The following is a 23,277-nucleotide window of genomic DNA, read 5'->3' on the forward strand; positions in this document are numbered from 1 at the left end:
CCCTAGCGGCCCAGATCGGAGGACGAAGGACGCATCCACGCCCAGACCCAGTGCTCGGAGGCCCCGCCCGGTCCTTGCGAAGGCATCCCCCCCTCGGAGGAGCCGCCCGGACCCTGCGAGCGCATCCAGTCGCCGGAGGACCCGGCCGGCCCTTGCGAGCGCATCGACTCCTCGGAGGAGCCGCTCGGGCCCTGCGAGCGCATCCACCACGACTCGGCGGGCCCGGCCTGCGCCACGCGCATCCCTCCCGACTGCTCGGAGGAGCCGGAGGGACCCCAGGAGCCCATCCACTGCTCGGAGGAGCCGGAGGGACCCCAGGAGCCCATCGACTGCTCCGACGAGCCCTCGGCGCGGCGGGGCTGCAGGTACTCCTGCCCGGGAGCACCCTCGCCCGGGGTACCGGGGCCGGTGCGCTCGCGGTGCAGCTCGGGCACGTCCTCGAAGCCACCGCTGCCCGGCAGGGCCACGCGGCGCCAGATGATGTACTCGCGCTCCTCGTAGGGCGGGGTCCGGGTGGGCGCGGTGGCGGCCACCGACTCCATGTTGGCACCCCGGACCGCGACGGGCGGCATGCGCAGGTAGCGCACCGAGGTGTCCCCGGACGGACCCCCGGGCGGCAGGAAGATGCGGTTGGAGGAGTGGCCGATGCGGCGCGAGCGGCCATTGCTGCCCACGAAGTGCGCCTCCACCCGGTAGGGGTGGCCGGGCGGCAGCCCGTGGATGTAGTAGCTGCGCGACTCGAGCGCGACGTCGATCACCCGCACCAGCACGTCGGAGTCGTCATAGACGCGCAGCACGGCGCGCGGCGACTCCAGCCCATCCAGGGCACGCCGCCGGGCCTCGTCGCTGAAGTCCCAGAGGACGAAGAGCGTCTGCGGGTCGCGCGCCAGCAGCAGGGCCGTGTCGTCCTCGTAGTCCATTGGCAGCTCGCCGAGCTGCTCGTCGAAGTCCGGCGAGCCGAGCGCCTCGCGGGGCCGGCGGTGGTGCGCCTCGGTGAGGTGGTGGCGGAAGGCCTCCTGCTCACCCGCCACGCGGGCCACGAAGAAGCCCTCCACCAGCGGCTCCGCGGCATGCTGCGCCACGGCGGCGGCCTCCGGGGGCGCGGGCGGGTCCATCGGCCCCTCCTCGGGGGCCTCGTCCTCCATCGACATCCGGCCCGGCGTCTTGGGCTTGGGCGGGAAGTTGACCACCTCGGCGGGACGCGGCGGGTGGTGGACGGGCGTCTTCTCGTCATCGTCGCCGGGCAGGGGCTCCACCGGAGCGGCGGGCTCCTTCGGACGGTCCTCGGGCTTCTCGGTGCGCGAGGCCGCCGAGACGGCCACCGGGGCCTTGCGCGACCCCCTCGCCTTCCCCTCCTCCTCGAGGCCCGCCAGCTTCGCGAGCCGCGGCACCCGCTGCGCGAGCGCGGCCAGCAGGTCCTTCTTGGTCTTGAGCTTGCTATGCCCGCGTCCCAGATGCTTGCGCGCGAGCTCCCGCAGGTACTCCACCGTGACGCTCTTGAGGTCGGCCATAGGCAGGTCTCGGCTTAGGTCGCCAGGGGCCAGGGGTCAACGAGCGATTTCACTTCTGTTCGTGGTCATACCTCGCGAATCGCCAGGGGCGGTGACAAGGCGGGAGTTGAGTTTGTATCCTCCGGTCCGTCTTGAGCGACCTGCCCAGACTGCTGCTGTGCAGCTTCGATGTCCTCCCCGGCCCTTCTGGCTCGTCGCGGCGGGTGACGGAGTATTTGAAGGCGTTGCCCGATCGCTTCTCGGTGGTGGTGCTCTCGGTCAAGACGCCGGACCACTCGCACATCGAGAAGTACCAGGGCGCGCGCCTGCTCCGGGTGCCCGTGGGCGCCGGAGACCTGGCCTCGCGCATCCAGTCCTTCGAGCGCGCCGTGCGCCGCCAGCTGGAGAGCGAGGAGTACGCGCTCGTCCACTTCACCGACCCCTTCGGCGGCTACGCCCTGTGCGAGCTCAAGGGCGACTACGGCTACCGGCTCGTCTACGAGGCCCAGGGCTTCCCCTCCCAGGAGCTGCGCTACACGCACCCGCAGCTGGAGGGAGACCGGAAGTTCCTCTCCAAGGTCCGCCGCCAGGAGCTGTTCTGCCTGATGAACGCGGACCGGGTCATCACCGGCTCGCCCACCACGCGCTCCTTCATCCACTCGCTGGGCGTGGGCCAGGACGCAGTGAAGGTGGTGCGTGCCCCGGTCGACCTGGGGCCCTACTCGCCCGAGGCGCTCGGCTCGCCGGATGGCACCCCCATGCGGCTGATGTACCTGGGCAGCCAGGTGGCCTGGCAGGGACTGGCCGGACTGCTGCGGGGACTCGCACTCGCGGTGCGGGAGGTGGATGTCCGGCTCACCCTCGTGGGCGCGCGCCACGCGGACTGGCAACCGCACCTGGAGGACCTCGTCTCCGAGCTGGGCCTCAAGCAGCACGTCGAGTTCCAGCCGCCCGTGGCCCATGACGATGTGGCCAAGGTGCTCGCGCTCGCGGACGTGGGCGTGCTACCGCTGGACGACGTGGACCGCAACCGCGTGCAGGGCGGCGCCCTCGCCAAGGTGTCCGAGTACCTCGCCGCGGGCCGCCCGGTGCTCGCCGCCGATCTCCCCGTGGCCCGGGAGCTCGTCCCCTCCTCGGCCGGCGTCTTCTATCCGCCCGGGGACGCGCAGGCGCTCGCGGACCAGCTCATCGCGCTGGCGCGGGATGTGCCCCGGCGCGTCTCCCTCGGGAAACAGGCCCGCGCCTTCGCCGAGCAGTGGCTCGACGCGGGCCTCATCCGCGGCCAGCTCCTGGACATCTATGATGGCCTGCTCGGCAAGTCCCCGGTGCCGATGGCGGCCGCCGACGAGTCCAAGCTCAGCCCGACGATGACGGGCACGCCCACCAACCGCATCCTCGCGCTCGCGGGGACGGTGAGCGCGAGCAGGCCGGAAGCCGCGGCCCCGCCACCCGGTGAGAGCCCCTCCGCCGCCGCCGAGCCCATCCCGGACACGGATCCGGGCCAGGGAGGCCCCGCGCGCGAGGAGTTGCCGCTCGTCACGGGCCACATCCTCTATGAGGAGGGCCTCGACAACCGGCTCATCAAGACGGAGCCCGAGGCCGCGCGGCCCGACGGGCCTCCCGTCATCATGGGGCTGCCCTTGCGCGAGCCCTCGTACAAGGACCGGGACAATGCCCTGACCGAGCAGGACGTTCGGCCGGGTGGACCTCCCGTCATCATGGGGCTGCCCTTGCGCGAACCTCCCGCTCCGCCCGCCGCACCTCCGCCCATCCCGGCCCGCCCGAGCCTGGTCACCCGGACGGTCTCCGCCGAGAACCGCCCGGCCCAGGCCCCTGCCCCGGCTCCAGCTCCCGAGCCGGCCCAGGCCCGGCCTCCCGCGCTGCCGCCCCGCCCCGCCCCGCGCCCGTCCATCTCCATCCCCCCGCTGCCTCCGCGGGCCAAACCGCCCAGTGGCTCCCGTCCCGCCGCTCCGCCGGTCCTCACCCCGCTGGAGCTCCCCGCCCCTCCTCCCCCCGTGGCGCGCACCCCCGCCCGGGCCGAGGAGCCCGAGGAGATCTCCGAAGCCGAGGCCGAGGAGATCCAGGAGGTAGACAGCGCGCCTACACCCACCGACGCCCTCCCACTGGAGGAGCCGGAGGAGATCAGCAGCGCGGAGATCCACGAGGCGGAGACGCCAGAGACGCCGCCGAGGGAGCCCCCCGAGTCGAGGTTGAACCCGTGGTTCGCCCAGCTGGCCCACGGCTACTGCCCTCCCGAGGGCACCCAGTTCGCCCGGCACACGCCGCCCACCACCATGCCCGGCCGCGACGAGGAGCCGGGTGCCGCCCCTCCCGCGCCCAAGGTGCAGGGAGTGTCGCGTGGCAAACCCTCATAAACCGAGAGACGCGTCCTCCTCGTGAGGCAACCGACCGAGCTTGGCACGGAAACTTTCCAAGCTCTTTCGCGCGCGGCTAGGATGTGCCGGTTTTCATTGCACTTTTCGTGGGTAAAAGGGCTGCATGGAGCGCCGCGTCCTCATCGTCGAAAGCCAGAACGACTTCGCCCTCAGCATGGCCACCGTGCTCAAGAGCGCGGGCTATCAAACGGCCATGGCGGCCACCGCCGCTGACGCACAGCGTGAGATGGAGAAGCGCCGACCGGACCTCGTCGTCGTCCGAGCCGAGCTACCGGATCAATCCGGCTTCACCCTCTGCGGGCAGATCAAGAAGGGCAAGTGGGGGCAGAACCTCCGGGTGCTGCTGCTCTCCTCGGACACGGGGGTGGAGGGGCTGAACCAGCACCGCCAGACGCCCGGTGCCGCGGACGGCTACCTCATCATCCCCTTCGAGATGGGAGAGCTCGCCTCCATGAGCGTGGGCATCATGCCCCCCGAGGAGGAGCAGGCCCCCGCCTTCTCGGGCGATGGTCCTCCGCCCATGCCGCCGCCGCTCAAGGGCGCGCCCGCCCCCGCCGGTGGCCCGCCGAAGCTGCCCAAGCGCGAGCGCCGCAGCGCCATCACCGAGGAGGATCGCGGCTTCCTCGAGCGCTCCTTCCAGTCCATCGCGGACCGCAAGGCCGAGCTGCTCGCCGAGTCCCGTCAGCTCAAGCGTCCGCCTCCGCGGCGCGACCTGATGGGCACGCCCGAGGGCAAGGTCCAGCTGCTGCGTGACGAGCTCAAGGTGCGCGAGGCGCAGATCGCCCGCATCTCGGAGATCTGGAACGTCCGCGAGCGCGAGCTGGTCTCCGTGGAGGACCGCCTCCACGAGAAGGACGTGGAGCTGCAGGGCCTGAAGATGCAGGTGGATGACCTGCTGCGGCGCTTCAACGAGGCCCAGCAGTCCATGCTGCAGAAGGAGCGCGATCACGGCGCCACCGTCGACGACCTGCTCCTGCAGAAGTTCTCCTCCGAGAAGGATCTCATCGAGGTGGTGGCCTCCAAGGAGAAGGACATCAACGTCCTTCGCCGCGAGGTGTCCAGCCGCGATGACGAGCTGTCGCGCCGCGCCGGCGAGCTGGAGACGGCCCGCGACGAGTACGACAAGCTCGAGAAGCACCTGGGCATCGTCACCCTCGAGTTCGAGGTCAAGGAGCAGAAGCTCACCGAGACGGTGCAGGCCCACGAGGCCGAGCTGGCCCGCCGCCAGCAGCGCATCGACTCCGTGGAAGGCGAGCTGGCCCGCACCGTCAGCGAGCGCGACGAGCGCTACGCCGAGCTGAGCGGGGAAATCCAGGCGCTGCAGGAGCGGCTGGCCCAGACGGAGCAGGAGCGCGACACCACCGTGCGGGCCCTGGAGGCGCGCGCCACCGCGGCCGAGGAGCACGGCGCCCGGTCGGACGCGGAGATCCAGCGGCTCACCGAGGAGCGCAACGCGCTCGAGGCGCGGCTCAACGAGCAGATCGCCGGCCTGGAGTCGGACCTGGCCCGCATGACGGGCGAGCGCGACCAGCTCCAGCAGGACAAGGACGCGCTGGAGAGCGACCTCACGCAGCGGCTGGAGGAGCGCGACGCGAAGGTCGCCACGCTCGAGCGCGAGCTGCAGGAGACCATCGCCCGCAACGAGCACCACGAGGCGGAGCTCAACGCCAACATCCAGCAGCAGATGGAGCGCATCGGCGAGCTGGAGGGCGAGGTCGAGGCCGTCAAGGCCCACCTGGCCGACCGCGAGGCCGAGCTGACCGCCGAGCTGGAGGCCCTCACCCAGGCTCGCAACGAGCTGGAGGCCGCCAAGGACGCCCTGGAGGCCGAGCTCAACGGGCAGATCCAGGCGCTCCAGGAGACCGTCGCCGACCGCGACACGCAGATCTCCAACCTGCGCGGCGAGCTGGACGCCACCTCGCAGACGCTCACCGAGACGCAGGGCACGCTCTCCCAGACCGAGGAGACGCTCGCCACCACGCGCGGCGAGCTGGACGCCACCTCGCAGACGCTCGCCGAGACGCAGACCACGCTCTCGGAGACGCAAACCACCCTGGCCGACACGCAGGGCCGCCTCTCCGCCACCGAGGAGACGCTGGCCAGCACCCGTGGCGAGCTGGACGCCACCGCCCAGACGCTCGCCGAGACGCAGACCACGCTCTCGGAGACGCAGGCCACCCTGGCCGATACGCAGGGCCGCCTCTCCGCCACCGAGGAGGCCCTGGCCACCACGCGCGGCGAGCTGGAGGCCACCTCGCAGTCGCTGGCCGACACCCAGTCCACGCTCTCCCAGACCGAGGAGACGCTGGCCACCACGCGCGGCGAGCTGGAGGCCACCACCCAGACGCTCTCCGAGACGCAGAACACGCTCTCGGAGACGCAGGCCACGCTGGCCGACACGCAGGGCCGCCTCTCCGCCACCGAGGAGGCGCTGTCCACCACGCGGGGTGAGCTGGACGCCACTTCCCAGTCGCTGGCCGACACCCAGGCCACCCTCGCGGACACGCAGGGCCGTCTCTCCGCCACCGAGGAGACCCTGGCGAGCACCCGCGGCGAGCTGGACGCCACCGCCCAGTCGCTGGCCGACACCCAGGCCACCCTCGCCGACACGCAGGGCCAACTGGAAGCGACCCGCGACGAGCTCGCGCGCACCGTGCAGGAGCGCACCGACCGCGAGACCGAGCTGCAGGCCGCCAACACGGAGATCACCCGCATCAGCGGCGTCCTCCAGGAGACCGAGGCCCTCAAGGCCGCCATGGAGGAGGAGCTCTCCGAGCAGCTCGGCCAGGTGCGCAACGAGCTGGCCGAGACGCAGGGTACCCTCGCCGCCACGCGCGAGGCCCTCGCCGGCGAGCAGGCCTCCCACGTGCAGAGCCAGCAGCAGGCCGCCGCCACCCAGGCGGAGCTGGAGGCCACGCTCGCCCAGACGCGCGACCAGAACCAGGAGCTCGAGGAGCAGCTCTTCCTCACCAAGCAGGAGCTGGGCAGCCGCGTCGCCGAGGTCACCCAGCTCGGCTCGCAGCTCGCCGAGTCCGAGGACGAGCGCCACCGGGTGGAGGAGCGCCTCAACGCGCTCACCGCCGAGTCCCAGCGCCGCATCGACTTCCTGGAGAAGGACGTCGCCGCCAAGGGCCAGGAGCTGTCGGACACCCTCCAGAAGCTCTCCGGCGTGACGCAGGAGAAGGAGCGTCAGCGCGAGGCCCTCAGCCGCGAGGTGGCCGCCAAGACCGAGCAGCTCAAGCAGCTCGATGCCCGCCGCCAGCAGGAGGCGGAGCAGGCCAAGCGCAACACCGACGAGCTCAACCGGCAGGCCGCCGCCCTCACCAGTGACCTGGAGACCGCGCGCAAGCAGCTCGCCGCTCGCGAGGAGCAGCTCAAGGCCGCGGGCAACACCCAGTCCAAGCTACAGTCCGAGCGCGAGGGGCTGGCCAACCAGCTCGCCGACGCCCAGGCGCAGCTCCAGGCGCTCCAGCAGGCCCAGGCCCAGGAGCGCAACGAGGCGAAGCGCGCCGCGGACGACCTGGCCGCGAAGCTGTCCCGCGCCGAGGCCCGCGCCACCCAGCTCACCCAGGAGGTGCAGACCCGCGCCGCCGAGGCCGATGCCAAGGTCAAGGAGGCCCAGACGCAGCTCACCGCCCGGGCCAAGAAGATCCAGGAGCTGGAGCTCGCGGTGGAGAACGCCGCCGGCGCCAAGGCCCGCGTGGAGAAGGATCTCAACGCCAAGGTGGCCGCCGCCGACGCCAAGGTCAGCGACGCCGCCGCCAAGCTCGCCGCCGTCGCCAAGGAGCGCAAGGAGCTCGAGGCCCGGCAGCAGAAGGAGCTCGAGGAGCTGGCCAACCGGCAGAAGACCGAGCTGGAGCGCCGCGAGGCCCTGAAGGCCCAGGAGATCGCCCGCCTGCAGCAGTCGGTGCAGGAGAAGAGCAAGGCGCTCAAGGTCGCCGAGCTGGAGCTGGCCCGCTTCAAGACGAAGTCGCCCTCCTCCCCGGGCACTCCGTCCGCGAAGACCTCGGCCACCGCCAAGCCCTTGGCGGACGAGGACGACAGCGTGCTCACCACGCAGATGAACACCATCGTCCCCGCCGCTCCGGCCAAGGCGGCCCGTCCCGCCGCGAAGAACACCGTGGCGGCCAAGAAGACCGCGGCTCCTCCCCCCGTCGCCGACGAGGACGAGGGGCCGTCCGACCGCACCGTGGTCATGCAGATCCCCACGGGCCCGGGCGGCGCCTCGGACGAGGCCGATTGGACCTCGCTCGTGGACGAGCTCGACAAGTAGTGCGGTTCACCGGCCGCGCGTGGCTCCCCTGCCGCGCGCGGCTGAAGCTCGAAGTCGAAGGGACCCTCCGGGGCTGGTCGCGAGCAACTGGTCCGATAGTCGGACCAGTTGGTGACGAGCGCGGCCGGGAGGTCTCCTCGGAACCCAGGGCGCGTAGATGGCCCGAGCGGTGCGAACGCACCCGCGTGGCAAGTCCCCCTGGATGGCTCTACGACGGATGGCTCAGAGCGCGGCGCGTGCCTGGCGGACGAGGTCCTTGAGCTCGACGGTGGCAACCACCTCGCGGAAGGACACGCGGGTGCCACGGGTCTGGGCCTGCAGACGGGCCTGCTGCCAGCGATGCCGCATGGTCCGGGTGGCGACGTAGGCGACCAGCAGCATGAAGGCCCCCGGAATCAGGGCCACCGCCACCACGAGCACCATGCGCAACACCCAGGACATGACCGCCGCCTCCCAGCTACGAACGCGCGGCTCTATTGCACGTCGCGTGCCCATTGTGGTGAAAAGATTTCTCAAGTCGTTCCGGCCACTTGGACAGCGGGCGGGCGGCGAGTACCCACGGAAGGGGCTGGAGGTCTGGCATTTTTGCCGCAGTGGCCTGAAAACCCTTCGGTTAAGTTGAGGAGCGTGAACACCCCCTCCCCTTCGACCCAAGCGCACACCCTGAGCAGCGTGGAGGACGCGGAGACGCGCCTCGAGCAGGTGGGATATCTGGCCTCTCCGGAGATCGCGACCGCGAGCTTCCTGGCGGATCGGCTGCAGAAGCCCATCCTGGTGGAGGGCCCCGCGGGGGTGGGCAAGACGGAGCTCGCCCGGGCGCTGGGGCAGGCCCTGGGGCGCGAGTTCATCCGCCTGCAGTGCTACGAGGGCCTGGACGAGGCGAAGGCGCTCTACGAGTGGGAGTACGCCAAGCAGCTGCTCTACACCCAGCTCCTGAAGGACAAGATCGGCGAGATGGTGCAGGGCACGGGAACGCTGGCGGAGGCGGCGGACCGGCTGGCGGCGAGCGACGCGGTGTTCTTCTCGGAGCGCTTCCTGCTGCCGAGGCCGGTGCTGAAGTCGCTGCTGTCGGACAAGCCGGCGCTGCTGCTGGTGGACGAGATCGACAAGGCGGATCCGGAGTTCGAGGCCTTCCTGCTGGAGGTGCTGTCGGACAACGCGGTGACGATTCCGGAGCTGGGGACGTTCAAGGCGAGGCACGTGCCGCGGGTGGTGCTGACGTCGAACAACGCGCGGGAGCTGTCGGACGCGCTGAAGAGACGGTGCCTGCACCTGCACATCGACTTCCCGGATCGGGAGCGGGAGCTGAAGATCATCCGGAAGAGGCTGCCGGAGGTGTCGAAGACGCTGGCGGAGCAGGTGGTGGAGGCGGTGGCGGCGATCCGGAAGCTGGACTTGAAGAAGGCGCCGTCGATCAGCGAGACGCTGGACTGGGTGCAGAGCCTGGCGCTGCTGAACGCGGAGTCGCTGACGGCGGACATGGTGGCGGCGACGTTGAACCTGGTGCTGAAGCACGAGGGAGACATCGAGAAGGCGAAGAGCAACCTGGCGCAGATCGCGCAGGCCTGAGCCCAACACCCGCGCACACCCAACACCCCCCACACAACAAATACCCCTCGCCCCCCGGGAGAGGGACGGGGTGAGGGTGCCCGGGTCCCAGGTTGAACCCGTGTAGGCCCCCTCTCCCTCTGGGAGAGGGCTGGGGTGAGGGTCGAGATGACCTGGACCGAGGAAGCGCTGAGGGCAGAGGGCTTCGAGAACCCGAAGCGAGCGGCCAAGGAGCTCTCGGGGCTGTCAGAGGCACTCGGAGCGCCCGCGGCCGAACGGATCCACGAGGCGTCCAGACGGACCTCGGAGCCCGACGAGATCATCGCGGCGTTCGATCGAATCCGCGAAGGCCTGCAAGGGCACCCAGAGCCCACCCTCACCCGGCTGTTGGACTGGCTGCCGGCGGTCTTCCACGCGAGCACCTTCGCGGCCCGGCTGCTGACGACGCGGCCGGGCCTGCTGCGCTGGCTGGCGGGCTCGCGCACGCTGACGCGGGAGAAACGCCGGGAGCACTACCACCGCGAGGCCCAGGGAGCCACGCGCCGCATCGCCGCGGGGGACGCGGAGGGCCTGTACCGCCGCCTGCGCCGCTACAAGTACCGCGAGCTGCTGCGCCTCATGGTGCGCGACGCGGCCCTGCGAGCGCCCATGGCGGAGCTGGGGCGGGAGCAGACAGCCCTCGCCGAGTCCCTCATCGGCGCGGCCCTGTCCTGGGCGGAGCACTCGCTGCGGACGAAGTACGGCACACCGGACACGCCGGGCTTCTGCATCCTCGGGATGGGGAAACTGGGGGGCGAGGATCTCAACTTCAGCTCGGACGTGGACCTCATCTACCTGTACCGGGCGGACGGTCAGACCACGGGTGGCACGTCGGGTTCGCTGCCCACGGTGCAGTACTACACGCGGCTGGGCGAGGCGGTGACGCAGGCGCTCACGAAGGTGACGGCCGAGGGCTTCTGCTACCGGGTGGACCTGAACCTGCGCCCGCAGGGGCGCTCGGGGGCGATGGTCATCTCCCTGCCGGCCTCGCTGGCGTACTACGAGACGTTCGGGCGCATGTGGGAGCGGGCGGCGTTCACCAAGGCGCGGGTGGTGGCGGGAGACGCGAGCCTCGCGGAGGAGCTGCTGAGCGAGCTGGGGCCGTTCATCTGGCGGCGGAGCCTGGACCTGTCGGCGGTGGACGGGCTGCGAGACCTGAAGGCGCAGATCGACATGCGCGGCAAGGCGAGCAAGGACGACGTGAAGCTCGGCCCCGGAGGCATCCGCGAGGTGGAGTTCTTCGTCAACGCGCTCCAGCTGTTGCAGGGAGGCAAGGACCCGGCCCTGCGCGAGCCGAGGACGATGCGGGCGCTGCGCAAGCTGGAGCGTGCGGGCTTCGTCTCGGGGCCGGACGCGGACGCGCTGGAGGAAGCGTACGTCTTCCTGCGGCGGGTGGAGAACCGGCTGCAGATGCTGGAGGAGCGGCAGACGCAGGCGCTGCCCGCGGGCGAGCGGGAGCGGCGCCGGCTGGCCACCTCGCTGGGCTTCGCGGACTGGGAGACCTTCGGGACCGAGCTGGCGCGGCACCGGCGCTTCGTGCTGGAGGCCTTCAACACGCTGCTCGGCCAGACGGCGCGGGACGAGGTGCCCGACGAGCCGCTGCTGGCGCTCGCGCTGGACCCGGACCTGGCACCGGAGCAACGCCGGGCGGCGCTGGCCCAGCGAGGCTTCGCGGACCCCGAGCGGGCGCTGGCCGAGCTGGAGCGGCTGGCCCGGGTGCCCCACTCGCCCTTCATGGATGGAGGCTCGGGGGTGAAGGCGGTGCGGCTGCTGTCGGAGCTGGCGCAGACGCCGGACCCGGACCAGGCGCTGCTGCACTTCTCGGACTTCCTCGCGCGGCTGCACCAACCCGAGGGCTACCTCCGGCTGCTCACGGGCATGCCCCGGGCGAGCCGCCGCCTCTTCAACCTCTTCGGGCAGAGCGACTACCTCTCGCGCATCTTCCTGCGGCACCCGGAGCTGCTGGACGCGCTGGTGCAGGCACAGCTGGACGAGGCGCTGAAGTCCCCCGAGCGCATCCGCCAGGAGCTGGGAGCCCGGCTGGGGCGGCACCCGGACGCGGAGGCGAAGCACGGGGCGATGCCGCGCTTCAAGAACGAGGAGCTGCTGCGCATCGGCCTCAACGACATCGGAGGAGACCTCTCGGTGCCGGAGGTGGCGCGGCAGCTCACGGCGGTGGCGGACGCCATCCTCGACGAGTGCCTCTTCCTGGCGATGGAGGAGCAGCGCGAGCGCTACGGCCTGCCGCTCGGCGCGAGCGGGCAGCGCGAGGGGCTGGTGGTCATCGCCATGGGCAAGCTGGGCGGGTACGAGCTGGGCTACCACTCGGACCTGGACCTCATCTTCGTCTACAGCGGCAACGGCCAGGCGGAGACGAGCGGAGGCAGCCGCGGCACCCTCACCCACCACGAGTACTTCGCCAAGGCCGTGCAGCGGCTCATGACGCTGCTCCAGGTGCAGCTGCGCGAGGGGCACCTCTACAAGATCGACGCGCGGCTGAGGCCCTCGGGGAACCAGGGAGCGCTGGTGGTGAGCCAGGACGCCCTGCGCGAGCACCACCAGAAGCGGGCGCAGCTGTGGGAGCGCCAGGCGCTCATCAAGGCCCGGCCCGCCGCGGGAGACGCGGCGCGCTTCCGCCCCTTGCAGGACGAGGTGCTCGTCCCGCTCGTCTATGAGCGGCCCCTGCCCCCGGACGCGGCGGCGGAGATCGACCGGCTGCGCACGCGCATGGAGCGCGAGCTGGCCCAGGAGAACGCCCAGCAGCTCAACCCGAAGCTGGGCCAGGGCGGGCTGGTGGACGTGGAGTTCACCGTCCAGTACCTGCAACTGGTGCACGGCCGGGAGCACCCCCGGGTGCGCGGCACGAACACGCTGGCGGCGTTGGAGGGGCTCCAGGCCGAGGGCCTCCTGCCCCCCGAGGACGCCGAGGCGCTGCGCCAGGGCTACCTCTTCCTGCGCCGGGTGGAGAACCGGCTGCGGCTCGTGCACGCCAGCTCCCTGGCCCATATGCCCACCGGGGGCCGGCCCCTGGCGCAGCTGGCGCGCCGGCTGGGCGTGCTCGGCACCGAGCCGGGAGAAACGTTCCTCGCCCAATATCGAGCCAGCGCCGACCGCGTGCGGGACGTGTATGCTCGCGTCCTTCGCGCCCCACGTTGAGCCCGAGTCAACCTGCCCGTGCTGCTGAAGCAACGCTTTGAAATCCTCCGGCCGCTCGAAGAGATGGAGCTGGCCCTGGTGCGCTCGGCGCTGGACTCGCCCTCGCTGCTGGACCCGCGCGAGGAGGCCGTGCTGCGCACCGCGCTGTCCCTGGCCCGCCTCTACAAGCTGCGCCACGAGGGGCATGACCACTCGGTGGAGACGTGGACGGCGCCCCTGCGCGAGGACGTGACGCGCAGGCTCGGCCCGGTGCTGCTCGGCGGGCGCCGCATCACCCGCGACCAGTTGGTGCCGCACGTGAGAGACTTGCGCGCCCCGGTGCTCAAGCTGCGCGACGAGCTCGTCCACCACCTGCACGGGCGCGTGCCCGAGGAGGTGTTCCACCGGGAGCTGCGGCACAAATCGCTGGTGGTGGTGGCCGGCGGCGGTGGAGGCGTGGCCTACGTGTACCTGGGGGTGATGAGCCTGCTGGACGAGCACGGCCTCAAGCCGTCGCTGCTGGCGGGCACCTCCATGGGCGCCATCCTGATGCTGATGCGCTCGCGCATGGCGCGCTTCGACCAGGGCGAGCTGGTGAGCATCATCCGCAGCCTCTCCTGGCGGAAGCTCTTCCGCTTCATCTCCACGGAGAACCGCTACGGGATGCCGGCGGCGCTGCGGCTGTTCCTCCGCTCGGGGCTGGGCCGCTACTTCAACACCGGGCCGGGCCTGCCGGAGGCGGGCATGCGGCTGAAGGATCTGCCCGTGCCGATGATCGTCGCGGTGGGTGGCATCCGGCGGGGCATGCTGCCCAGGCCCCTCGAGTACTACGAGCGCCTGCTGGGCACGAGCCCGGTGAGCCTGCTCAGCCCCACCGGCGTGGCGCGCCGCATCCAGGCGGTGATGGGCACGCTGGCCGAGTTCTTCACCCGGCCGGAGATCATGGTGAAGCTCCACCTGGGCGCGGACGAGACGACGGCCAGCTTCGACGCGATCGACGCGGCGGGCTTCTCCTCGTCGCTGCCCGGCGTCATCCACTACGACATGCTGCGCGACGATGCGCACATGCGCGGCCTGCTGGACGGGATGATGGAGGAGCAGGGCATCTTCCGGCTGCTGGACGGAGGCCTCGTGGACAACCTCCCCGTGAAGGCCGCCTGGAAGGCGGTGCACCACGGCAACATCGGCACGCGCAACGCCTTCTTCCTCGCGCTCGACGGCTTCGCGCCCAAGCTGACCACCCCCTTCTGGCTGCCCCTGCAACGGCTCGCCGCCATGACGGTGGCGCCCAACCTCCCCTACGCCCACCTCGTCAAACGCTTCGGCACCACCCTCTCCCCCCTGGAGCTGGTGCCCTCCGTTCAACTGGCCACCAAGGCCATGCACTACGGCCGCAAGCAGCTCGGCGCGGACATGCCCTTCCTCTCCCGCATGCTCTCGCCCCTCCCCCACCTCGGGTGACGGGTTGCTTTGAATTCAAACGAGTTCCTGGAAGAATGGGGTCTTCTCTCGTTTCCCCCCCCAAGAGGACCCCTTCATGAGCTCGACCTCCGGCAACGCCGCGCGCTCCGAGCAAATCTGGCTCGATGGCAAGCTGATCAAATGGGACGAAGGCCAGGTGCACGTCATGACCCACGCCCTGCACTACGGGCTGGGGGTCTTCGAGGGCATCCGCGCCTACCGCACCCATGATGGCCGGCTGGCGGTGTTCCGCCTGCGCGAGCACATCGAGCGTCTGTTCGACTCGGCCCACATCTGCATGATGAAGCTGCCCTACACGGTGGAGCAGCTCATGGAGGCGTGCCTGGAGCTGCTGCGCAAGCAGAAGGACCAGTTCGCCAACGGGGCCTACCTGCGCCCCATCGCCTTCATGGGTGACGGGGCCATGGGCCTGGGCGCCATCAACCCCACCCGCGTGGCCGTCACCGCCTGGGACTGGGGCGCGTACCTCGGGGACCGGGGCATCCGCGAGGGCATCCGCGCCAAGGTGAGCTCCTTCACCCGCATGCACGTCAACGTCAACATGGTGCGCGGGAAGATCTCCGGCCAGTACGTCAACTCCATCCTCGCCAAGCGAGAGGCCGTGCTCGCCGGCTATGACGAGGCCATCCTCCTGGACATCAGCGGCTTCGTCGCCGAGGCCTCCGGGGAGAACATCTTCCTCGTCAACAAGAAGGGCGTCATCAAGACCCCGCCCCTCTCCTCCCCCATCCTCGACGGCATCACCCGCGACACGGTGCTGAAGATTCTGCGCGACTCGGGCCGCACGGTGGAGGAGGTCACCGTCACCCGCGACGCCCTCTACATCGCCAACGAGGTCTTCTTCACCGGCACCGCCGCGGAGATCACCCCCGTGCGCGAGGTGGACAACCGCACCGTGGGCGCTGGCAAGCCCGGCCCCATCACCCAGTATGTGCAGGAGACCTACTTCCGCACCGTCCGGGGCCAGGAGCCGCGTTACATCGAGTGGCTCACCTACGTCTGACGGGCGTCTGACGGTCCCCCGAGCGGCCAGGGGACTCTGGACGTGCCGGAAGGGGGGCGGATCGGCTAGAACCAGGAGCCGATGCGCCCCGAGTACGACACCGCCCCCAATCCCTTCAATCTCGAGAACCCGGCCATCCTCGACATCGCTCCGCCGGAGCCGAAGTCGCTGGAGGAGACGGGCCTGAAGATTGGCCTGCTCTCGGACATCGCCCTGCGCTACCTGTACTACCAGGGCACGGCCACGGGCATGGACATGGCCCAGGAGCTGCGCCTGCCCTGGCCCGGCGTCATGGAACGCGTGGTGGACTTCCTCACCGCCGAGAAGCTGGTGGACCTGCGCGGCGGCAAGGGCTTCGGGCGCGCCTCGGTGGACTTCATCCTCACCGAGAAGGGCCGCGAGTACTCCAAGGGCGCCATCGAGCGCAGCACCTACGTGGGCCCCGCCCCCGTCCCCATCGAGCAGTACAACGCCCTCATCACCGCCCAGACGGAGGAGAGCCCCGTCATCAGCCGCGAGGATCTGGTGCAGGGCCTCGCCCACCTCACCGTCAACGCGGACCTGATGGACAAGCTGGGGCCGGCGGTGAACTCGGGCCGCTCGCTCTTCCTCTACGGCCCTCCGGGCAACGGCAAGACGAGCCTCGCCGAGGCCATCAGCCGCATGTTCGGCGGCGAGGTCTTCATCCCCCACTGTCTGGAGATCGACAACCAGATCATCAAGGTCTTCGACGCGCTCAACCACATTCCCATCACGCTCGAGTCCGAGCGCGATGCGGCCGGCCGCCGGGCGACCTTCGAGATGGACCATCGCTGGCAGCTGTGCCGGCGCCCCGCGGTCGTGGTCGGCGGTGAGCTGACGCTCGAGACGCTGGATCTCATCTACTCGCCCACCGCGCGCTTCTACGAGGCGCCCTTCCAGGTGAAGGCCAACGGCGGGATGCTCCTCATCGACGACTTCGGCCGCCAGAAGGTCCACCCGACGGATCTGCTCAACCGGTGGATCGTCCCCCTGGAGAAGCGGGTGGACTTCCTCACCCTGCACACGGGCAAGAAGTTCGAGATCCCCTTCGATCAGCTGCTCGTCTTCTCCACCAACCTGGACCCCAAGGAGCTGGTGGACGAGGCCTTCCTGCGGCGCATCAAGTACAAGATCGAGGTGAACAACCCGGACGAGGAGGTCTACCGGGAGATCTTCGCGCGGGTGTGCGAGGCAGCGGGCATCCCCTACGTGGATCAGGCGGTCAGCTACCTGCTCCAGCACTACTACAAGCCGAACAACATCCAGCTGCGCGCCTGCCACCCGCGTGACCTGGTGCAGCTCATCAAGGACGCGGCGCGCTACCGGCAGATCGCTCCAGCGCTCTCCAAGGATCTGCTCGACCAGGCGTGCGAGGTCTTCCTGGTCAGTCTATGAGACAAGTAGCGTTTTAATTGTCCTAAGCTGCTGGAATTTCTACAATCAGGAAACCGTTGTTCCCGCTGGCCGGGTTTACCGTCCCGACCCGCCGGTCCCGCTGGCAGCCGGTGTGAAGGAGCGTCACGTCCGTGAAGGAACGCTACCAAGAGATCGACGAGAAGAACGAAACGCTGCGCGACTACCTTGGCATCTTCAAGGACAAGAGCCGCGACTTCCTGGAGAAGTTCGAGATGTCGTGGATCTACCACGACGCGGCGCTCGAGGGGACGGTGTACACGCAGCAGGAGCTGGTGTCGGCGCTCTTCCCCGAGCGGGCGAGCATGGACCCGGCGATGATCCCCGTGGTGCTGGAGGTGCGCAACCACAAGGCGGCGTGCGACTTCCTGCGCGAGGAAGCGGCGACGACGGGCAAGAAGCAGACGCAGATCACGCTGACCACCATCAAGCGGATCCACGATCTGCTGTGCGGCAACACGCCGGAGGCGCAGCAGGCGCGCGCCAACATCGAGCGGCGGGAGCGCACGGAGAAGGAGCTGGCCAAGGAGCGCGAGCGCAGCGGCTACCGCAAGGACATGCCCCTGCACCGCACGTACTTCCACGAGATCGCCCAGCCGGCGAAGATCCAGCCGATGCTGGAGAAGCTGGTGGACTACACGGGCAGCGCCGAGTTCCGCGAGTTCCACCCCATCAAGCAGGCGGCGGTGGCGCAGCACAAGTTCATGCAGATCTTCCCGTTCACGGAGAACAGCGGGAAGGTGGGCCGGATGCTCACCAACCTCGTGCTGCTGCGCAACGGGTACATGCCGGCGATCATCCACTCGATCGATCGTCAGCGGTACTACGAGTCGCTGCGGGGCGCCGAGGGCGTGTTCCGCGCGCTGCTGATGGACGCCATCGAGAACTCGCTGGACAACGGCGTGAAGTACTTCAAGGACATGAGCCGCCGCTACAAGGCCATCAACTAGGCCGTGCGTGTCGGGGCTCACGAGTCCATCGCGGGAGGCGTGAGCCGGGCACTGGCGCGGGCCGAGGAGCATGGCGCGCGCAGCCTGCAGGTCTTCACGAAGAACGCCCGGGGCTGGAAGGCCCCGCCCCTCACCGAGGAGGAGTGCCGCGCCTTCCGCGAGGAAGTGCGGCGCACGGGGCTGCCCGTGGTGGCGCACGGCAGCTACCTGGTGAACCTCGGCACCGAGGAGCCGGCGCAGCGCGAGAAGTCGCTGGACTGCGTCGTCGAGGAGCTCACCCGGTGCGAGCGGCTCGGCATCCCCTTTCTCATCCTCCACCCTGGCGGACACCCGGACGAGCGGCGCGGGCTGGCGCTGATCTCCCGGGCGCTGGACGAGGTGCACACGCGCACGCCGCGCTTCCAGTCACGCATCTGCCTGGAGGTGACGGCGGGCCAGGGCCACTGCCTGGGCTGGCGCTTCGAGCACCTGGCGGAGGTGCTGTCCCAGACGGCGGACGCGGGGCGCCTGGGCATCTGTCTGGACACCTGCCATCTGTTCGCCGCGGGATACGATCTCTCGACGGAGACCGGTTACCATGAGGTGATGGAGGAGTGTGACCGGGTGGTGGGACTGGAGCGGGTGCACTGCGTGCACCTCAACGACAGCAAGAAGCCGTTGGGGTGCCGGGTGGATCGCCACGAAGAAGTGGGCAAGGGAGCGATCGGGCTCACGCCCTTCCGCTGCCTCATGAAGGACGCCCGCTTCGTCAACACCATTGGAATCCTGGAGACTCCGTTCCCCGAGCGTTACGCTGATGCCATCCGGCATCTCGAATCGCTGGGCCGGAGGAAGTAAACAGCGCACCCATGCCTGCTACACCGACAGCCAACAGCCGCAGGACGACCGGAAGCGGAGAGGGCTCGGAGCCCCCACCGCCACGCCTCGCGAACCTGCCGGCACGTGCCAAGCTGGAGCGGCTGCTCCGGGTGGCCAAGGGCCACAAGAAGGTCCTCGTGCTCACCCATGACAACCCGGATCCGGACTCCATCGCCTCGGCGGTGGCACTCGCCCAGCTGCTCAAGGAGCGGGCCGGCGTGGAGGAGGCCCGGGTGGGCTACGGCGGCATCATCGGCCGGGCGGAGAACATCGCCTTCGTGAAGGTGCTGCGCCTGCCCGTGGTGCCCATCGCCCAGGTGGATCTGGACGAGTACGACTTGCTGGCGCTCGTGGACACGCAGCCGCCCACCGGCAACCACGCGATTCCTCCGCGCCTGCGCGGCGAGGTGGACATCGTCATCGACCACCACCCGCTGCGCAACGAGAGCCTCGAGTCGCCCTTCGCGGATGTGGGCGGCGACTTTGGTGCCACCTCGACGATGCTGGTGGAGTACCTGCGGGCCGCGGGGATGGAGCCCTCGACGGAGGTGGCCACCGCGCTCTTCTACGGGCTGAAGGCGGACACGAGGGATCTGGGGCGCGAGACGACCCAGACGGACATCGACACGTACCTGTGGCTGTTCCCGCGGATGGACAAGCATCTGCTGGGGCAGATCGAGCACCCGGAGCTGCCCGCGCGCTACTTCCAGCTGTACCACACGGCCTTCGAGCGGGCGAAGGTGTACGGGGACACGGCCATCGTGACGGACCTGGAGGAGGTCTACTCCCCGGACATGGTGGCCGAGGTGGCCGAGCGGCTGATGTTCCTCGAGGGGATGAAGTGGTCGCTGGCGTACGCGACGTACCGCAACCAGCTCTTCCTGTCGCTACGGGTAAAGGATCGGCGGATGAACGCGGGCCGGCTGATCCGGGAGATCTGCGAGGACTACGGCGGCTCGTCGGGAGGCCACGGCAGCATGGCGGGCGCGAGGATTCCGCTGTCGGGGAAGGCGACGCAGCGCAAGGCGGTGAAGCGCGAGCTGGTGCGCCGGTTCCTCGAGGCGTTTGGAGTCGCGGATGAGCGTCCGGTGGGGCTGCTGTCCGCGCCCTCGCCGTGATCTACTGGGACCACAACGCGGCCGCGCCGGTGCGGCCGGAGGTGGCCACGCTGCTGGCGCGGGCCTTCTCCGAGGGAGGTTGGGGTAACGCCTCCAGCGTGCACCGGAGCGGGCGTGAGGCGCGGGGCCGGCTGGACGCGGCGCGGGCCCGGGTGGCGCACGTACTGGGCTGCGAGCCGAAGGAGGTGTGCTTCACCGGCTCGGGCTCGGAGGCGGATGCGCTGGCGGTGAAGGGAGCCTGGCTCGCGCGGAAGGAGACGCGGCGGCGGCGCGTGGTGAGCTCGGCCATCGAGCACCCGGCGGTGCTCGCGGCGCTGAAGCAGTTGGAGGCGCTGGGCGCGGAGGTGGTGCGGGTGCGTCCGGAGCGGGACGGCCGGGTGCCACTGGACGCGATGCTCGAGGCGCTGACGCCGGAGACGGTGCTGTGCTCGTTGATGTGGGCGAACAACGAGACGGGCGTGGTGCAACCGGCGGCGGAACTGTCGCGGGCGTGCCGTCAGCGGGGCATCCTGTTCCACACGGACGCGGTGCAGGCGGTGGGGAAGCTGCCGGCGCACCTGCGCGAGGTGGACGCGGATCTGCTGGCGCTCTCGGCGCACAAGTTCGGAGGGCCCGCGGGAGCCGGCGTGCTGGTGGTGCGCAAGGGCGTGGAGGTGCAGGCGCTGACACCGGGACACCAGGAGGCGGGGCTGCGCGGAGGGACACAGAACGTGCCCTACGCGGAGGCGCTCGCCCTGGCGCTGGAGCTGGCGCACGAGGAGCAGCCGGCGAACGCGGAGCGGGTGCGGACGCTGCGGGACACGTTCGAGCGGGAGGTGCGCTCGCGCATCCCGGACGTGACGGTGAACGGAGAGGGAGCACCGCGGGTGCCGAACACGAGCAACCTGTGCTTCCACGGCGCGGACGGTGAGGCGCTGCTGATCGCCCTGGACCTGGAGGGCATCTGCGTCTCGTCGGGAGCGGCCTGCGCCTCGGGGACCCTGACGCCCTCCCACGTGCTGCTGGCGATGGGCCTCACGCCGGCGCAGGCACATGGCTCGCTGCGCTTCTCGCTGGGTCCGGCGGCAACGGAGGAGGAAGTGGCCCGGGTGGCAGAGGCCCTGACCACCCACGTCCCGAAGGCCCGGGCCCTGAACCTGGAGTAATCCGCTCCAATCCCCACTCCGCCCAATCTCCCCTCGCCCTCCGGGAGAGGGACGGGGTGAGGGTGCCACGGCTCCCAGGTTGAACCCGTGTCTGCTCCCTCTCCCTCTGGGAGAGGGCTGGGGTGAGGGTCTGGGTCCCCTCCCCCGTTTCCCTCGCTACCACTTCTGGTCGGGGAGCTTCTTCTCGCGGACCTCGTCCGGGGGCTGGCCATAACCCGGCATGCCCTCATGGGACTCCTGGGTTTTCTCCGGCCCGCGCTCGACCTTGCGCTCCGTGTCCGCTTCGCGGGTCTCCTGCGGCTTCTGCTCCTTCTGGGTCGCCATCTCGAATCCTCCCTCGCGCGCTGGCGCTTGCCTCGTGCAGGGGAAGATCGGCATCGAACGGAGGACCGGCATCCAGGGACGGGGCAGGCAAGAGAGCGCAAACCCTCACCCCAGCCCTCTCCCAGAGGGAGAGGGGGCACACACGGATTTCAACCCGGGGGGCCAGATACCCTCACCCCGACCCTCTCCCGAAGGGCGAGGGAGGAGCATCACGGAGCAAGCGGAGTTACTTCGCGTCGGTGATTCCGAACAGCCCGCGCACGACGGCGGCGATGGCCAGCGGTGTGCCCACGCGCTCGTCGTAATGCGGCGCCAGCGCCTCGGCGAAGGCCTCGGCGGTGACGAACCGGTCCTCGGGATTCACCGCGAAGCCCCGGTGGATGACTTCATCCAGCGCCTCGGGGATCTCCGGGCGGATGAGGCTGGGCGGCAGGTAGTCCCGGTAGACGATCTTCGTGAAGACCTCTTCGGGGGTGGTGCCGGTGAAGGGGCGCTGCAGCGTCAGCAGCTCGTAGAGCACGACGGTGGCGGCCCACAGGTCCACCGAGGGGGCGATGGCGCCCTGCAGCGCCTCGGGCGAGAGGTAGTAGGGCTTGCCGAGCACCTCGCCACCCTGGAGCACGCCGTCCACGCGCAGGCGGGCCACGCCGAAGTCGCCCAGCTTGATGTCGCCCAACCGCGAGATGAACAGGTTGGAGGGCGAGATGTCGCAGTGGACGATGCCGAGCGGCTCGCCCTGGGGCCCGGTGGCGGAGTGGGCGTAGGCCAGGGCCTCGAGCAGCGTGCGCGCCAGGTAGACGGCGAAGTCCAGGGGCAGGTGGATGCCGCGGTGCTTGCAGCGGCGGAGGAGCTGCCCCAGGTCCCGGCCGTCCACCAGGTCCATGACGATGAAGTACTGGCCCTCGGCCACGCCCACGTCGAGCACCTGGACGATGTTGGGATGGTCCAGCTGCTTGGTGAGCCGGGCCTCGGCGGCGAAGAGGGCCACGGAGGCCGGATCCTTGGTAAGCGCCGGCAACAGCCGCTTGAGGGCCACGGTCCAGCCCTGGCGAGGGCCGGAGCGGACACGGGCACGGAAGACCTCGGCCATGCCCCCCTTACCGAGCTGCGACTGGATTTCGTAGTTGCCGAGGATCCGGGGGATCCGCGGCGTGGGAGAGGTGCTCACGCGCTCAGGGTCCCGTCTGTTGCCGCCTTCCGGCAGAGGCCTTGTTGTTCGCGACTGCCTGCTGGAGCAGCCCCACGTACTTGTTGAGCGAGGCCGCGTCCGAGGCCAGGAGCCGATCCAGCTCCTGATCCTGCGTGCCCTCGGGGATGGAGTACCCCAGCTTCACCGCCTGCCCCAGGTGGGCCAGCGCCAGCTTCCTGTCCCCCAGCCGGCTGTAGGCGCAGGCCAGGTGGTAATGGATGCTCGCCTCGCGCGGGTTGAGCGTCCGCGCCCGGTTCAGGGCGTCGATGGCGTCCTGGGCCTGGCCACTCATCAACCAGGCCGTGCCCAGCCCGAAGAAGGCCACCCAGTTGCGATCGTCCTGGGTGATGCTCCGCTCGAACTCGGCCGCCGAGCCGCGCCAGTCCTTGGCCCCCAGCAGCTGGTTGCCCCGCTCCAGCGCCTCCTTGGCGGCCTCGGGGTTGCGCTTGTCCATGCGCAGGCGCGCCATGCTGGACGCCCCCCCGCGCACCGGGGCCTGCGCGGCCCCCGCCTGGGCCGGCTGCAACACCAGCAGACCGCCCTTGCCCAGCCCCGGCGCCTGGCACCCCGCCTGCGGCCGCACATAGGCCGTCAGCGACCGGTCCTCCGGGCTGTAGAGGGCGAGGAGGGGCAGGGTGTCCGTCGCGGGGCAGGAGGCCCCCTCCAGACAGAGGGTGAGCTGCCCCACCAGCACGCCGCCCTGCAGCTGCCCTTCCAGCACCCGGCTCTGGGGCTTGAAGCGGCAGGGGCCGCCGTCGGTGGCATAGCCCACCAGCCGCTCGTGCTCGGCGCTCAGCTCCACCCGGCCCCACACGTCCGCCTGGTAGCTCCCCTGAGGCACGCTCTGGGCCCTGGCGGCTCCGGGGGCTGCGGCGATGAGGGCCGCGAGGCCG

General features: G+C 70.3%; 16 protein-coding genes. 11 read left to right on the plus strand and 5 right to left on the minus strand.

Going from position 1 to position 23,277, the window contains the following annotated elements:
- Positions 1–2: 2 nt before the first annotated feature.
- Positions 3–1,511: a DUF4912 domain-containing protein gene (locus NR798_RS30085; protein ID WP_375765953.1), complete on the minus strand. Its 1,509-nt coding sequence runs from the start codon at positions 1,509–1,511 to the stop codon at positions 3–5.
- Between the two features lie 131 nt (positions 1,512–1,642).
- On the opposite strand from NR798_RS30085, the gene NR798_RS30090 reads away from it, so the two are divergent.
- Positions 1,643–3,865 (plus strand): glycosyltransferase family 4 protein, encoded by a 2,223-nt coding sequence (locus tag NR798_RS30090; protein WP_375765954.1) that lies wholly within the window; start codon positions 1,643–1,645, stop codon positions 3,863–3,865.
- Positions 3,866–3,989: 124 nt separating this feature from the next.
- On the plus strand, positions 3,990–8,159 hold the full coding sequence (locus NR798_RS30095; protein ID WP_375765955.1) for a response regulator: 4,170 nt from the start codon (positions 3,990–3,992) through the stop codon (positions 8,157–8,159).
- Between the two features lie 222 nt (positions 8,160–8,381).
- On the opposite strand, the gene NR798_RS30100 is transcribed toward NR798_RS30095, so the two are convergent.
- Positions 8,382–8,600: a hypothetical protein gene (locus NR798_RS30100; RefSeq protein ID WP_375765956.1), complete on the minus strand. Its 219-nt coding sequence runs from the start codon at positions 8,598–8,600 to the stop codon at positions 8,382–8,384.
- A 186-nt stretch (positions 8,601–8,786) separates the two neighbouring features.
- Between NR798_RS30100 and NR798_RS30105 the strand changes: the two genes are divergently transcribed.
- The 9 genes from NR798_RS30105 (at position 8,787) to NR798_RS30145 (ending at position 20,871) form a co-directional block, all read left to right on the plus strand.
- Positions 8,787–9,728: an AAA family ATPase gene (locus NR798_RS30105; RefSeq protein ID WP_375765957.1), complete on the plus strand. Its 942-nt coding sequence runs from the start codon at positions 8,787–8,789 to the stop codon at positions 9,726–9,728.
- 135 nt (positions 9,729–9,863) lie between these two features.
- Complete coding sequence (gene glnE / locus NR798_RS30110; protein WP_375765958.1) at positions 9,864–12,902, plus strand: bifunctional [glutamate--ammonia ligase]-adenylyl-L-tyrosine phosphorylase/[glutamate--ammonia-ligase] adenylyltransferase; 3,039 nt, start codon at positions 9,864–9,866, stop codon at positions 12,900–12,902.
- A gap of 18 nt (positions 12,903–12,920) precedes the next feature.
- Positions 12,921–14,342 carry a patatin-like phospholipase family protein gene (locus tag NR798_RS30115; RefSeq protein WP_375765959.1) on the plus strand — a complete coding sequence of 474 codons (1,422 nt, stop codon included), beginning with the start codon at positions 12,921–12,923 and terminating at the stop codon, positions 14,340–14,342.
- Between the two features lie 76 nt (positions 14,343–14,418).
- Positions 14,419–15,366: a branched-chain amino acid transaminase gene (locus tag NR798_RS30120; protein ID WP_375765960.1), complete on the plus strand. Its 948-nt coding sequence runs from the start codon at positions 14,419–14,421 to the stop codon at positions 15,364–15,366.
- An 81-nt stretch (positions 15,367–15,447) separates the two neighbouring features.
- A complete protein-coding gene (locus NR798_RS30125) occupies positions 15,448–16,782 on the plus strand; it encodes an AAA family ATPase (RefSeq protein ID WP_375765961.1) in 1,335 nt (444 codons plus the stop codon).
- A 131-nt stretch (positions 16,783–16,913) separates the two neighbouring features.
- Entirely contained in the window at positions 16,914–17,750 is an 837-nt protein-coding gene (locus NR798_RS30130) for a Fic family protein (protein ID WP_375765962.1), read from the plus strand.
- A 3-nt stretch (positions 17,751–17,753) separates the two neighbouring features.
- Entirely contained in the window at positions 17,754–18,587 is an 834-nt protein-coding gene (locus NR798_RS30135) for a deoxyribonuclease IV (RefSeq protein WP_375765963.1), read from the plus strand.
- A gap of 11 nt (positions 18,588–18,598) precedes the next feature.
- Positions 18,599–19,726 carry a bifunctional oligoribonuclease/PAP phosphatase NrnA gene (locus tag NR798_RS30140; protein WP_375765964.1) on the plus strand — a complete coding sequence of 376 codons (1,128 nt, stop codon included), beginning with the start codon at positions 18,599–18,601 and terminating at the stop codon, positions 19,724–19,726.
- Positions 19,723–20,871 (plus strand): cysteine desulfurase family protein, encoded by a 1,149-nt coding sequence (locus tag NR798_RS30145; RefSeq protein ID WP_375765965.1) that lies wholly within the window; start codon positions 19,723–19,725, stop codon positions 20,869–20,871. Before NR798_RS30140 ends, NR798_RS30145 begins: the two co-directional genes overlap by 4 nt.
- Before the next feature lie 156 nt (positions 20,872–21,027).
- Here the strand turns inward: NR798_RS30145 and NR798_RS30150 are convergent, their stop codons facing one another.
- From NR798_RS30150 to NR798_RS30160, 3 genes are all read right to left on the minus strand, one after another.
- Entirely contained in the window at positions 21,028–21,195 is a 168-nt protein-coding gene (locus NR798_RS30150; RefSeq protein ID WP_375765966.1) for a hypothetical protein, read from the minus strand.
- A 226-nt stretch (positions 21,196–21,421) separates the two neighbouring features.
- On the minus strand, positions 21,422–22,363 hold the full coding sequence (locus NR798_RS30155; RefSeq protein ID WP_375765967.1) for a serine/threonine-protein kinase: 942 nt from the start codon (positions 22,361–22,363) through the stop codon (positions 21,422–21,424).
- A 4-nt stretch (positions 22,364–22,367) separates the two neighbouring features.
- Positions 22,368–23,225 (minus strand): tetratricopeptide repeat protein, encoded by an 858-nt coding sequence (locus NR798_RS30160; protein ID WP_375765968.1) that lies wholly within the window; start codon positions 23,223–23,225, stop codon positions 22,368–22,370.
- Between the last annotated feature and the right edge of the window lie 52 nt (positions 23,226–23,277).

It is taken from the genome of Archangium gephyra, assembly GCF_042230915.1.
GTDB lineage: Bacteria > Myxococcota > Myxococcia > Myxococcales > Myxococcaceae > Archangium > Archangium gephyra_B.

Bases quoted from the DNA above. Each gene is read 5' to 3' on its own strand.
- NR798_RS30125 (WP_375765961.1), top strand. From the start codon at position 15,448: ATGCGCCCCGAGTACGACACCGCCCCCAATCCCTTCAATCTCGAGAAC.
- NR798_RS30120 (WP_375765960.1), top strand. From the start codon at position 14,419: ATGAGCTCGACCTCCGGCAACGCCGCGCGCTCCGAGCAAATCTGGCTC.
- NR798_RS30095 (WP_375765955.1), top strand. From the start codon at position 3,990: ATGGAGCGCCGCGTCCTCATCGTCGAAAGCCAGAACGACTTCGCCCTC.
- NR798_RS30085 (WP_375765953.1), bottom strand. From the start codon at position 1,511: ATGGCCGACCTCAAGAGCGTCACGGTGGAGTACCTGCGGGAGCTCGCG.
- NR798_RS30140 (WP_375765964.1), top strand. From the start codon at position 18,599: ATGCCTGCTACACCGACAGCCAACAGCCGCAGGACGACCGGAAGCGGA.
- NR798_RS30100 (WP_375765956.1), bottom strand. From the start codon at position 8,600: ATGTCCTGGGTGTTGCGCATGGTGCTCGTGGTGGCGGTGGCCCTGATT.
- NR798_RS30150 (WP_375765966.1), bottom strand. From the start codon at position 21,195: ATGGCGACCCAGAAGGAGCAGAAGCCGCAGGAGACCCGCGAAGCGGAC.